This window comes from Mesorhizobium sp. WSM4312, from assembly GCF_002294875.1.
Classification (GTDB): domain Bacteria; phylum Pseudomonadota; class Alphaproteobacteria; order Rhizobiales; family Rhizobiaceae; genus Mesorhizobium.
Genome location: NZ_NSFU01000014.1, coordinates 38,571 through 51,202, shown reverse-complemented (window position 1 = coordinate 51,202; position 12,632 = coordinate 38,571). Strand labels below are relative to the sequence as shown.

At 64.1% G+C, this 12,632-nt stretch carries 13 protein-coding genes; 12 read left to right on the top strand and 1 reads right to left on the bottom strand.

Going from position 1 to position 12,632, the window contains the following annotated elements:
- Window positions 1-59: 59 nt before the first annotated feature.
- The 7 genes from CK228_RS23435 (at window position 60) to CK228_RS23405 (ending at window position 6,331) form a co-directional block, all read left to right on the top strand.
- Window positions 60-686 carry an isoprenylcysteine carboxylmethyltransferase family protein gene (locus CK228_RS23435; protein ID WP_095792089.1) on the top strand — a complete coding sequence of 209 codons (627 nt, stop codon included), beginning with the start codon at window positions 60-62 and terminating at the stop codon, window positions 684-686.
- A gap of 181 nt (window positions 687-867) precedes the next feature.
- Entirely contained in the window at window positions 868-1,071 is a 204-nt protein-coding gene (gene rpmI, locus CK228_RS23430; protein WP_006201248.1) for a 50S ribosomal protein L35, read from the top strand.
- A 92-nt stretch (window positions 1,072-1,163) separates the two neighbouring features.
- Complete coding sequence (gene rplT / locus CK228_RS23425) at window positions 1,164-1,565, top strand: 50S ribosomal protein L20 (protein WP_006201247.1); 402 nt, start codon at window positions 1,164-1,166, stop codon at window positions 1,563-1,565.
- A 147-nt stretch (window positions 1,566-1,712) separates the two neighbouring features.
- Window positions 1,713-2,810, top strand: coding sequence for a phenylalanine--tRNA ligase subunit alpha (gene pheS / locus CK228_RS23420; protein WP_095789403.1), 1,098 nt, complete (start codon window positions 1,713-1,715; stop codon window positions 2,808-2,810).
- The gene (locus CK228_RS23415) at window positions 2,807-3,229 is read left to right on the top strand and encodes a GFA family protein (RefSeq protein ID WP_095789402.1); all 423 of its coding nucleotides are present in this window, start codon (window positions 2,807-2,809) and stop codon (window positions 3,227-3,229) included. Before pheS ends, CK228_RS23415 begins: the two co-directional genes overlap by 4 nt.
- Complete coding sequence (gene pheT, locus CK228_RS23410) at window positions 3,226-5,634, top strand: phenylalanine--tRNA ligase subunit beta (RefSeq protein ID WP_095789401.1); 2,409 nt, start codon at window positions 3,226-3,228, stop codon at window positions 5,632-5,634. Before CK228_RS23415 ends, pheT begins: the two co-directional genes overlap by 4 nt.
- Before the next feature lie 94 nt (window positions 5,635-5,728).
- Entirely contained in the window at window positions 5,729-6,331 is a 603-nt protein-coding gene (locus CK228_RS23405) for a nucleotidyltransferase family protein (RefSeq protein WP_095789400.1), read from the top strand.
- A gap of 264 nt (window positions 6,332-6,595) precedes the next feature.
- Here CK228_RS23405 and CK228_RS23400 read toward each other — a convergent pair whose 3' ends face one another.
- Window positions 6,596-7,591: an aldo/keto reductase gene (locus tag CK228_RS23400; RefSeq protein WP_095789399.1), complete on the bottom strand. Its 996-nt coding sequence runs from the start codon at window positions 7,589-7,591 to the stop codon at window positions 6,596-6,598.
- Between the two features lie 96 nt (window positions 7,592-7,687).
- Here CK228_RS23400 and CK228_RS23395 point away from each other — a divergent pair, with 96 nt between their 5' ends.
- From CK228_RS23395 to CK228_RS23375, 5 genes are all read left to right on the top strand, one after another.
- Window positions 7,688-8,578, top strand: a complete 891-nt coding sequence (locus CK228_RS23395) for a LysR family transcriptional regulator (RefSeq protein WP_095789398.1) — start codon at window positions 7,688-7,690, stop codon at window positions 8,576-8,578.
- 71 nt (window positions 8,579-8,649) lie between these two features.
- Window positions 8,650-9,219 (top strand): cytochrome b, encoded by a 570-nt coding sequence (locus CK228_RS23390; protein WP_095789397.1) that lies wholly within the window; start codon window positions 8,650-8,652, stop codon window positions 9,217-9,219.
- Between the two features lie 68 nt (window positions 9,220-9,287).
- On the top strand, window positions 9,288-9,863 hold the full coding sequence (locus CK228_RS23385) for a YceI family protein (RefSeq protein WP_095789396.1): 576 nt from the start codon (window positions 9,288-9,290) through the stop codon (window positions 9,861-9,863).
- 80 nt (window positions 9,864-9,943) lie between these two features.
- Window positions 9,944-10,930: a Gfo/Idh/MocA family oxidoreductase gene (locus CK228_RS23380; RefSeq protein WP_095771515.1), complete on the top strand. Its 987-nt coding sequence runs from the start codon at window positions 9,944-9,946 to the stop codon at window positions 10,928-10,930.
- Between the two features lie 40 nt (window positions 10,931-10,970).
- Complete coding sequence (locus CK228_RS23375; protein ID WP_095789395.1) at window positions 10,971-12,629, top strand: FAD-binding dehydrogenase; 1,659 nt, start codon at window positions 10,971-10,973, stop codon at window positions 12,627-12,629.
- Window positions 12,630-12,632: the final 3 nt, after the last annotated feature.

Sequence of the window (12,632 nt, the reverse complement as noted above, 5' to 3'; positions counted from 1 at the left end):
CCAAAACCGGACCCACTTTTGGGCGACATGCAATAGCTCCTCGACGATCGGATATCCCCTTGGACAACGAACTCAAATACGGGCTGGGCAATTACCAGCAGATGCGTCGGCTGGTGCTTGCCGTCCTCGTGGCGGTGCTGTTTCTGGCGCTGCTGTTCGGTCAATCGACCTTCCCACCCGACACGCCTGTGCATGAAACAGTCGAGATGTTCGGCGTGCTGCTGATTTTCCTCGGCATCGTCGGCCGCCTTTGGGCGACGCTCTATATTGGCGGGCGCAAGTCCTCCGAGGTGGTGACGGGCGGGCCCTACTCGATCACCCGCAACCCGCTTTATGTGTTCTCGACCGTGGCCGCGGCCGGCGTCGGCGCGCAGATTGGTTCGTTCTCGGGCATTATCCTGTTCGCACTGCTATGCGCGGGGGCCTTCCACATCGTCATCCTGCGCGAAGAGAAATTCCTCAAGGAGGCACTTGGGGCGCCCTATCAGGCCTATCTGGAGAAGGTGCCGCGCTTCTTTCCGAAACTTTCCCTCTATCAGGAGGGCGACACCGGCAGCTTCAAGCCGCGCCTGCTGCTGACCACGCTGCTCGACGGCCTGGTGTTCCTGATCGCGCTGCCGGCCTTCGAACTGATCGACGGCGCGCAGCAGTCGGGCGTGCTGCCTGTGTGGTTTACGCTGCCCTGATCGGGACAGAGCGCCGCACGGCTTCAGGTGTTGCGTACAGGCCGGCTTTGACGTATAGGACCGCCGTTCAAGAAAACCGCCCGGCAGGGCATGCCGTGGCGGTTTCATTTGCTTTTCGGGCTTTGGTCGGCCCGGAGCGAACAAGAAGCGCGATAGTGCGCCAACAAGACGGAGTAGCAAAATGCCCAAGATGAAGACCAAGTCGGCCGCCAAGAAGCGGTTCAAGATCACAGGTACGGGTAAAGTCCTGTCGGCTGCGGCCGGCAAGCGTCACGGCATGATCAAGCGTTCCAACAAGTTCATTCGAAATGCCCGCGGCACGATGGTTCTGGCTGAACCGGATGGCAAGAAGGTCATCAAGAATTTTCTGCCGAACGGCCTCTGAGCATTCGGTCTGGACACGCATTAGTTTTACGCAATTCCGAACGGAAAACCGCAAGACACTTTTCCAGGAATTGCTTTTAAGGAGATCATGACATGGCACGCGTAAAAAGAGGCGTCACCTCGCACGCCAAGCACAAGAAGGTCCTGAAAGCCGCCAAGGGCTTCTACGGCCGTCGCAAGAACACCATCCGCATCGCCAAGCAGGCGGTGGAAAAGTCGCTGCAGTACGCCTACCGCGACCGCAAGAACCGCAAGCGCTCGTTCCGCGCGCTGTGGATCCAGCGCATCAACGCCGCGACCCACGAGCATGGCCTGACCTATGGCCGCTTCATCGACGGCCTCAACAAGGCCGGCATCGAGATCGATCGCAAGATCCTGTCCGACATGGCCATCCATGAGCCGCAGGCTTTCGCCGCGCTCGTGGCCAAGGCCAAGGTCGCGCTCGAATATCTGAAGAACACCACGCCGAACGCTTTTGAAAGCGCTGTCGCCTAAGACCAGCGCTTCCCAAGCATTCGCAATTCTGATTATGGGGAACCCGCGCTGGCACGGCTGGCGCGGGTTCTTTTTTGACCCTGATGTAACCAAAATGGTGACGACGAACCAAAATGGTGTCGGTCACCCTATCGAGAGAGCTTCACTGTGAACGCCACCGCTGGAAATCTTGAAGCCCTGGAAGATTCACTGCTGGCCGATATCGCATCTGCCGCCGATGAGCCGGCCATCGAGGCCGTGCGCATCGCCGCCTTCGGCAAGAAGGGCACCGTGTCCGAGATGCTGAAAACGCTTGGCGCCATGACCGCCGAGGAGCGCCAGCTCAAGGGGCCCGTCATCAACGGCCTCAAGAACCGCGTCACCGAGGCGCTGACGGCCCGCAAGGCCGAACTCAGGGATGTGGCGATCGCAGCACGTCTCGCCGCCGAGAAGGTCGACGTGACGCTGCCGGTGCGGCAGTCGCCGGCCGAGCGCGGCCGCATCCATCCGATCAGCCAGGTCATCGACGAGATCGCCGCAATCTTCGGCGATCTCGGCTTCGCCATCGCCGAAGGTCCCGATGTCGAGACCGACTACTACAATTTCACCGCGCTGAATTTCCCGGAAGGACATCCGGCGCGCGAGATGCACGACACCTTCTTCTTCCAGCCGGACGGGAAGGGTGAGCGCAAGCTGTTGCGCACGCACACCTCGCCCGTGCAGATCCGCACCATGGAGAAGCAGAAGCCGCCGATCCGCATCGTCATTCCGGGCAAGACCTACCGCCAGGATTCCGACGCCACGCACTCGCCGATGTTCCATCAGGTCGAGGGTCTGGTGATCGACAAGACGGCCAATGTCGCCAATATGAAGTGGGTGCTGGAGGAATTCTGCAAGGCGTTCTTCGAGGTGCCGTCAGTCAAGATGCGCTTCCGGCCGTCCTTCTTCCCGTTCACCGAGCCAAGCCTCGAGGTCGACATCCAGTGCGACCGCTCACGGCCCGGCGAAGTGCGCTTCGGCGAAGGCTCCGACTGGATGGAGATCCTCGGCTGCGGCATGGTGCACCCCAATGTGCTGCGCGCCGGCGGGCTCGATCCCGACGAGTATCAGGGCTTTGCCTGGGGCATGGGCATCGACCGCATCGCCATGCTCAAATACGGCATGCCGGACCTGCGCGCCTTCTTCGACGCGGATGTGCGCTGGCTGTCGCATTACGGGTTCCGGCCCCTCGACATGCCGACGCTGTTCGGCGGCTTGAGCGCATGACAGCGCTCCACATCGGCGGCTGCCGCTGCGACGCCGTGCGGTTCGAGGCCTCGGCCGAGCCGCATCACGTCGGCTATTGCCATTGCGGCGATTGCCGGCGGGCCAGCGGCGCGCCGGTCTCGGCCTTTGTCGGCTTCCTGGCCGATAAAGTGGCGTTCACCGGCAAGGCGCTGATGATGTACGAGAACGGCCCGGTGACGCGCTCGTTTTGCGGCGTCTGCGGCTCGCCCATCACCTATGTCGACGAGCGGCTGGCAGACGACATCTATTTCATGCTCGGCGCCATGGACGCGCCGGCCGATTTCAAGCCGACGCTGCATGCCTATGTCAGCGAGCAGCTTCCCTTCCTGCATATGTCCGACGATCTGCCGAGACATCCGAAATCAAGCGTCAAAAGACCAGACGGAACAGCCCCATGAAATTCACCCTCTCCTGGCTCAAGGATCATCTCGAGACCGACGCCACGCTCAACGTGATCGTTGAGCGGCTGACGTCGATCGGCCTCGAAGTCGAGCATGTCGACGACAAGTCGAGCCTGAAACCCTTCGTCATCGCCAAGGTGCTGACGGCGGTGCAGCACCCCGATGCCGACCGCCTGCGGGTGCTGACCGTCGATACCGGCGACGGCAAGCCCCCCGTCCAGGTCGTCTGCGGCGCGCCGAATGCCCGCGCCGGCCTGATCGGTGCTTTCGCCGCGCCCGGCACCTATGTGCCCGGCATCGACGTCACGCTGACGGTCGGCAAGATCCGCGGCGTCGAGAGCCATGGCATGATGTGTTCCGAGCGCGAGCTGGAACTGTCCGATGAGCACAACGGCATCATCGACCTGCCCGAGGACGCGCCGGTCGGCGCCAGCTTCGCGTCCTACGCCCATCTCGACGATCCGGTCATCGAGATCAACCTGACGCCGAACCGGCCGGATGCCACCAGCGTTTACGGCATTGCCAGGGATCTGGCGGCAAGCGGGCTCGGCACGCTGAAAAGCGCTGCGGTCGAAAAGATTGCCGGCAAGGGCCAGACGCCGGTCAAAGTGGTGATCGAGGCGCCGGAACTTTGTCCGGGCTTTGCCTTGCGGCTGGTGCGCGGCGTCAAGAACGGCCCCTCGCCGAAATGGCTGCAGCAAAGGCTGATCGCCATTGGTCTCAGGCCGATCAGCGCGCTGGTCGACATGACCAACTACGTCACCTTCGATCGCGGCCGGCCGCTGCATGTGTTCGACGCCAGGAAGGTCGCCGGCAATCTCGTCGTGCGCCGCGCCAGGGACGGCGAGAAGGTGATGGCGCTGGACGGTCGCGAATACACGCTGACGCCCGACATGTGCGCCATCGCGGATGACAATGGCGTCGAATCCATCGCCGGCGTGATGGGCGGCGAGCATTCCGGCTGCGACGAGAACACGACGGACGTGCTGATCGAATCGGCGCTTTGGGATCCGATCACCACCGCCCGCACCGGCCGCACGCTCGGCCTCATCACCGATGCGCGCTACCGTTTCGAGCGCGGCGTCGACCCTGAATTCATGGTCCCCGGCATCGAGCTGGCGACGAGGCTGGTGCTCGATCTCTGCGGCGGTGAGCCGGCCGAGACCGAAGTCGTCGGTTATGCCGGCCACAAGCCCAAGATCGTCTCCTTCCCGCTGTCGGAAGTGACGCGGCTGACCGGCATCGAGGTGCCTGAGGCGGAAAGCCTCGACATCCTGTCGCGCCTCGGCTTCAAGCCGCAGGGTTCGGGCGATGTCGTCGATGTGGCGGTGCCGTCCTGGCGTCCCGATGTCGACGGCAAGGCCGACCTGGTCGAGGAGGTGATGCGCATCCACGGCGTCGACAACATCGCGCCGCAGCCGCTCGGCGCGCATGACGCGGTCAATTCGAAGATCCTGACCACGCTGCAGGTCCGCACCCGCACCGCCAAGCGCGCGCTTGCCGTGCGCGGCATGATGGAGGCCGTCACCTGGTCGTTCATCCCGGCCAAGCATGCCGAGCTGTTCGGCGGCGGCCAGAAGGCGCTGAAGCTTGCCAACCCGATCGCCGCCGACATGTCCGACATGCGGCCGTCGCTGCTGCCGGGGCTGATCGCCGCCGCGCAGCGCAATGCCGACAAGGGCATTGGCGACGTCGCGCTGTTCGAGGTCTCGGGCACCTATGAGGGCGACGGCGCCGACCAGCAGCGGCGCGTCGCCGCCGGCGTGCGCCGCGGCACCGCCAAGCTCGACGGCTCGGGCCGCAGCTGGGCCGGCAATTCCGGCCCCGTCGGCGTGTTCGACGCCAAGGCCGATGCGATCGCGGCGCTCGAAGCCTGCGGCGCGCCGGTCGAGCGGCTGCAGATCGAGGCGGGCGGTCCAGCCTGGTACCATCCCGGCCGGTCCGGCACGATCAAGCTCGGGCCGAAGACCGTGCTCGGCACGTTCGGCGAATTCCATCCCAAGACGATGGAAGGGCTCGACGTTTCCGGCCCGCTCTGCGGCTTCGAAGTGTTCGTCGACGCCGTGCCGGAGCCGAAAGCCAAGCCGACGAAGACCAAGCCGAAGCTGGAACTCTCCGCCTTCCAGGCGGTGAAGCGCGACTTCGCCTTCGTCGTCGACAAAGCGATCGAGGCCGGCGCGCTGGTGCGCGCAGCACTTGCCGCCGACAAGAAGCTGATCACAGCCGTCACGGTCTTCGACATCTTCGAAGGAGCGTCGCTCGGCGCCGACAAAAAATCGATCGCCATCGAAGTGTCGATCCAGCCGGTCGAGAAGACGCTGACCGACGAGGATTTCGAGGCGCTGGCCAAGCGCATCGTCGAGAATGTCGGCAAGCAGACGGGTGGCGTGCTGCGCGGCTGAAGCAATTCCAGGAAAAGTGCTTGGCGGTTTTCCGTCCGGAATTGCGCTGGAACCACGGCTTGCAGGCAGATGGCGAATCGTCCTCCAAAGGGCGATGGATCATCTGCGCTATTCCGGGCTGCCGTTCGAAGCACAGCGCGCGGCGTTCCTCGACATCATCTTGGGGGACCCGCTCGTCCATGAGGCGCTGGCGCGGGCCCGCACGCTTGAGCTGCCGGACTGGCTGGTGGTTTCTGGGGCGCTCTACAATACAGTCTGGAACCATCTGACCGGCAAGCCGTCGGGTTACGGCATCAAGGATGTCGACCTGTTCTATTTCGACGACAGCGACCTGTCCTATGAGGCCGAGGATGCTGTCATCCGCCGGGCGGCGCGGCATTTCGAGAGGCTGGCGCTGCCGGTCGAGGTGCGCAACCAGGCGCGGGTGCATCTGTGGTATCCGCAGAAATTCGGGCAGCCCTGCCCACGCTATACGAGCTCCAGCGAACCCATCAGCTATTTTGCCTCCAAGACGCATGGGGTCGGGGTTCGCTACGACGCCGGTGGGCAGATGGAGCTGGTGGCGCCGTTCGGGCTTGATGACGTCTTCTCGTTTCGCATCACGCCGAACCGGGTGACGGACAACCAGCGAACGCATGAGGCGAAGGGCAAGCGGGCAAAGGAGAACTGGCCTGAGATTATTGTGGTGCCTTGGTAGGGTGCAGACATAGAAATGTCGGCGCAAGGCGCCCCCCTCTGTCCTGCCGGACATCTCCCCCACTTGGGGGGAGATCAGCAGCTTCGGCGCCCCGCCCATTCTCCAACGTCAGCGATTAGCGAAAGCCGGGACGGCACCCAATCTCCCCCCTCGTGGGGGAGATGTCCGGCAGGACAGAGGGGGGCGCCTCGCGCCGACGTCTCCCTCCTTCAACGCTGCAAAAAGAGGCGCCGAAGCGCCCCTTTCCGAATTCTGAATTGCAATTCACCCATTCACCAACGCCAGCAGCTCCTCGGTGTAGCGCTTGCCGACCACCTTATCCGGCGACAGCGCATCGCCGATCGCCGCCACTTCGGCCGCGCTCAGTTCAATCCCGGCCGCCGCCGTGTTCTGCTCCAGGTGGCGGATTTTTCGCGCACCCGGGATCGGTACGATGAAATCGCCCTGGTGCAGCACCCAGGCCAGCGCCAGCTGCGCCGAGGTTACGCCCTTTTCCGCCGCCATCCTTTCCAGCGTGGCGATGACCTTGGCATTGGCTTGCATGGCCTCGGCCTGGAAGCGCGGCAAGGTCCGGCGCCAGTCGCCATCGTCAAGTGTTTCGGGCCTGGCGATCTTGCCCGTCAAAAGACCACGGCCGAGCGGGCTGTAGGGGACGAAGCCTATGCCGAGTTCACGGCAGACGGCGAAGACCTCCTCTTCCGGGTCGCGGCTCCACAGCGAGTATTCGCTCTGCACGGCAGCGATCGGATGCACGGCATGCGCCCGGCGGATGGTCGCCGCACTTGCCTCCGACAGGCCGAGCGCGCGCACCTTGCCCTCGCGCACCAGCTCTGCCATGGCGCCGACCGTATCCTCGATCGGCACGTTGGGATCGACACGGTGCTGGTAATAGAGGTCGATGACATCGGTGCCCAACCGCTTCAGCGAGGCCTCGGCCACCGCCTTGACGTGCTCGGGGCGGCTGTCGACGCCGGCCATGCGGTCGAGGCCGGTGCCTTCCTCCAGAATCTTGAAGCCGAATTTGGTGGCGATGGTGACTTTGTCGCGCACCGATTTCAGCGCCTTGCCGAGCAGGATCTCGTTCTCGTAAGGACCATAGACTTCCGCCGTGTCGAAGAAGTTGACGCCGATCTCGACGGCGCGGTGCAGCGTGGCGATCGCCTCTGCCTCCGGCTGGCCGCCATAGGCGAAGCTCATGCCCATGCAGCCGAGGCCGACGGGATAAACGTTCAATTCAGTTCCCAGCTTGCGGGTTTGCATCACGCGTCTCCTTGTTGCGATGCGGCAGAAATAGCGCCTTGCAGTCTGTTCGATAATAGGCTCTCATTTGCACGGGCTGTTCCAAGAAATAGATCAATGAACCGAGCGCATCTCTCACAGCTGGCCGTGCTGGCGACCGTTGCCCAATGCGGCAGTTTTCGCGGCGCCGCCAGGGAATTGGCCATCGCGCCGTCGGCGGTCAGCCATGCGGTATCCAGCCTGGAGGCACGGCTCGGCGTGCGGCTGCTAGCGCGCAGCACGCGCAGCGTCGCGCCGACGGAAGAGGGTGCGCAATTGCTGGAGCGGCTGCGTCCTGCCCTTTCCGAAATCGACCTGGCGCTGGAGACGGCACTCGAGGCGCGCGACCGACCGGCCGGGAATTTGCGGCTCAGCGTGCCGCGCACGGCGGCGCATCTGGTGCTGACACCACGGCTCGGCGCCTTTGCCAAGGCCTATCCCGACATCGTGCTGGAGATCCTCATCGAGGATCGTTTCACCGATGTGGTGGAAGGCGGTTTCGACGCCGGTGTGCGGCTCGGCGAGAGCCTGCAGCGCGACATGATCGCGGTGCGCATCGGGCCGGACATGCGCGGCGCGGTGGTCGGCGCGCCATCCTATTTCGCGACGATGCCAAGCCCCAGCCACCCGCGCGACCTTGCCGATCATCGCTGCATCCGCTTCCGTTTCTCGAGCGGCATTCTTTACCGCTGGGAATTCGAGAAAGACGGAGAGGAGATCGAGATTGCGGCGCAAGGGCCGCTGATTCTCGACGAGGACCATCTGATCGCGCAAGCGGCGATCGACGGCACCGGGCTCGCTTTCGTCTTTGAGCCTTATGTGCAGGCCCCGCTCGCCGACGGCAGGCTGATCCGCGTGTTGGAGGACTGGTGTCCGGCTTTCGAGGGTTTCTTCGTTTATTACCCCAGCCGCCGGCAGATGCGCCCAGCGCTCAGGGCATTTGTGGATTTCTTCAAGGTGAGCGGTTAGCTTACCCTTCCACCTTGTAGGGAGGGTGAGGGGCGTTGGAAGAAAGTTCTGTCCAGCGTCGTTCACACACGATGCAGCCGATCACCAACACCGCGACCCGCTACGGCTGGGCGACGATCCTCCTTCACTGGCTGATCGGCATCATCTTCATCGGCCAGTTCGCCCTCGGCTTCATCATGGTGCGGCTGACCAGCCAGCGCACCGCTTTCGAGCTTATCCAGTTGCACAAATCGTTGGGCTTTCTGCTGCTTGGCCTCATCATCCTGCGCATCGCCTGGCGGATTGGCAATGCGACGCCGCCTCTGCCGCCTTCGGTCGGCACGCTGGAACGGCGTACGGCGCCGCTCGCACATCTGGCGCTCTATGCATTCCAGGTGGCCCTGCCCTTGTCCGGCTGGGCGCTGGTTTCGGTCTCGACGCTGGAAATCCCGACCATGCCGTTCAACCTGTTCGTGATGCCCAATCTGCCGCTCGCCGAATCCGATGCCGCCGAAAGCTTCTGGGCGACCGCACACTGGTATCTCGCCTATCTGGGCATCGCACTGGTCGCGCTGCATATCGCGGCCGCCCTGCGCCACCACTTCCTGCTTCACGACAGCGTGCTCACGCGCATGATCACGCCTTCGTCAGAAGGGGAATAGAGCGGGGACCTCCCGCGTTTGTGAGGTGAGGACGCCAAACGCGTTGCCTCCAGGAAAGGAACAATCCCATGCATGCGCGCATCCTTGGATTCGCGGCTTTTGCCGCATGCCTTGCCGTGCCCGCAGCCGCGGCGGTGGCGTTGAGCGACGCCGCCGGCAGCTACACGGTCAGCCCGGCAGGCTCCAGCATCCGTTTCACCATAGGCAAGGCCGGCGGCGGCGGCTTCGACGGCGCCTTCGCCCGCTTCAAGGGCACGATCCGCATCGACAATGGCGATGTCGGGCGCTCGAAGGTCGACCTTACCATCTATCCCGAAAGCGTCGGCACCGGCCAGGGCCGCATCGATGCCTTCCTGCGTTCCGACGCGGTGTTCGATGCGGCCAACAGCCCGGAGATCCAGTTCCGCTCGACCAGCGTGACCCGCACCGGCGATACGTCAGCGCTTGTCACCGGCAGGCTGACAGCGCGCGGCAAGACGTTTGCGGAAAAGTTCACCGCCGAACTCGACGGCTTGAAGGGCGGCACAATCAAATTCCATGTCACCGGCAAGGTGCTGCGGTCGCGCTACGGCATGGATGTCGGCACACCGCTCTATTCCAACGTCGTCAACTTCGACATGACGCTGATGGGGAAGCGGGGCTGAGCTAGGGTCAGCCCCGGTCATTGGCTTTTCCGTCGATTTCGGGCAAACCTCGCCTGATGTAACCGACATGGAGAAGCGTGATGTTCCGATGGGGTGTGTTGTCGACGGCCAAGATCGGCCGCGAGCAGTTGTTGCCGGCAATCGTCGAGGCGGAGAACGGCGTGCTGTCGGCGATCGCCAGCCGAGACCTGTCGAAAGCCAAGGCCCTGGCCGAGCGGTTCGGCGCGCGCCATGCGTTCGGATCGTACGAGGAACTGCTGGCCTCCAAGGATATTGACGGCGTCTACATCCCGTTGCCGACCTCGCAGCATGTCGAATGGACGGCGAAGGCGATCGAGGCGGGAAAACATGTGCTGGTCGAGAAGCCGCTCGCGCTTGACGCCAAGGATATTCTCCCCCTGATCAAGCTGCGCGATGCCAAGAAGGTGCTGGTCTGCGAAGCCTTCATGGTCATCTACCATCCGCAATGGATCAAGGTGCGCGATCTCATCGCCAGCGGCGCCATCGGCCGGCTGCGCCATGTGCAGGGCGCGTTCTCCTACTACAATGTCGACCCCAACAACATGCGCAACCAGCTCGACCTCGGCGGCGGCGCATTGCCCGACATCGGCGTCTACCCGACCGTGTCGACGCGCTTCTCGACCGGAAAGGAGCCCAGCCGCGTGCAGGCGACGATCGAGCGCGACAAGAAATTCGGCACCGACATCTACTCCTCGATCCGCGCCGATTTCGGCGATTTCGAACTGTCCTTCTATTTGTCGACGCAGATGGCTGCGCGTCAGGTGATGGTGTTCCACGGCGAGAAGGGTTTCATCGAGGTCTTTTCGCCCTTCAATGCCGGGCTCTACGATCATCACCGCGTTGAACTGCACAACCAGAACCACACCGAGGCGCAGGTGTTCCGCTTTCCCGGCACGCAGCAGTACCGGCTGGAGGTCGAGACTTTCGCGCGCGCGGCACAGGGCGGCAAGGAGCGTGTCTTCACGCTGGAGGAATCCGTGCTCAACCAGAAGGTCATCGACGCCATCTTCCGCGCCGGCGGCAAGGACGGCTGGGAGGCTGTCTAGGTCTTTGCAATAAAGTAGCCGGCTAATTCTGGGAGGAAAAATGGCTGACGAAGCGGACGTGATCATTGTCGGCGCCGGCCTTGCCGGGCTGGTCGCCGCCGCCGAGCTTGCCGAGGCCGGCAAGAGGATCATCATCGTCGACCAGGAGCCCGAGCAGTCGCTGGGTGGCCAGGCATTCTGGTCGTTCGGCGGGCTTTTCCTCGTCGATTCCCCCGAGCAGCGGCGCATGCGCATCCGCGATTCGCATGATCTGGCGCTCGAGGACTGGATGGGCACCGCCGCTTTCGACCGGCCGGAGGATTTCTGGCCGCGCAGATGGGCGGAAGCCTATGTCGGTTTCGCCGCCGGCGAGAAACGCTCCTGGCTGCTGCAGCGCGGCCTGAAATTCTTTCCCGTGGTCGGCTGGGCCGAGCGCGGCGGCGGCAATGCCATCGGCCATGGCAATTCGGTGCCGCGCTTCCACATCACCTGGGGCACCGGCCCCGGTGTGCTCGAGCCGTTCGTGCAGCGCGTGCGCGAGGCGCAAAAGCGTGGATTGGTCAGCTTCAAGTTCCGCCACCGGGTCAACGAACTGACGCGGACGGGCGCTGTCGTGACCGGTGTGCGCGGCGATATCCTCGAACCCAGCACCGTCGAGCGCGGCCACAAGAGCTCGCGCGACATATCGGGCGATTTCGAGCTGCATGCGCAAGCGGTGATCGTCGCCTCCGGCGGAATCGGCGGCAATCACCAGCTGGTGCGGGAAAACTGGCCCAAGCGCCTGGGCACGGCGCCCAAGCGCATGATCACCGGCGTGCCCGACCATGTCGACGGCCGCATGCTGGCGATCACGGAACGGGCCGGCGGCTCGATCATCAACCGTGACCGCATGTGGCACTATGTCGAGGGCATCAGGAACTGGGCGCCGATCTGGACCGAACACGCGATCCGCATCCTGCCCGGCCCGTCGTCGCTCTGGCTCGATGCCAGGGGCAAGCGCCTGCCGGTACCGCTCTATCCCGGCTTCGACACACTGGGCACGCTAAGCCACATCATGAGCACCGGCTTCGACTATTCCTGGTTCATCCTGACCAGGAAGATCATCCAGAAGGAGTTCGCGCTGTCGGGTTCCGAACAGAACCCGGACCTCACCGGCAAGAGCTGGCGCCAGGTGCTCGGCCGCGCGACGTCAGGCATTCCGGGTCCGGTGAAGGCCTTCATGGAGAAGGGCGAGGATTTCATCGTCGAGGCCGACCTTTCGAAGCTGGTGGCGCGCATGAACGCGCTGGCCGGCGGCGAGCCGCTGCTCGAGCTCGCGCAGGTGGAACGTGAGATCCGCGCCCGCGATCGCCAACTCGACAATCCATTCTCCAAGGACATGCAGGTCACCGCGCTGCGCGGCGCCCGCGCCTATCTCGGCGACAAGCTCATCCGCACGGCCAAGCCGCACAAGATGCTCGATCCGGCAAACGGCCCGCTAATCGCGGTGCGTCTCAACATCCTGACCCGCAAGACGCTGGGCGGCCTGCAGACCGATCTCGACAGCCGCGTGCTGGATGCGGATGGCCAGCCGGTCGCCGGGCTCTATGCGGTGGGCGAAGCCGCCGGCTTCGGCGGCGGCGGCGTGCACGGCTATGCCGCGCTGGAAGGTACGTTCCTCGGCGGCTGCATCTTCTCCGGCCGCAGCGCCGGCCGGGCGGCGGGACGCTCGGTGGCGTGAAAC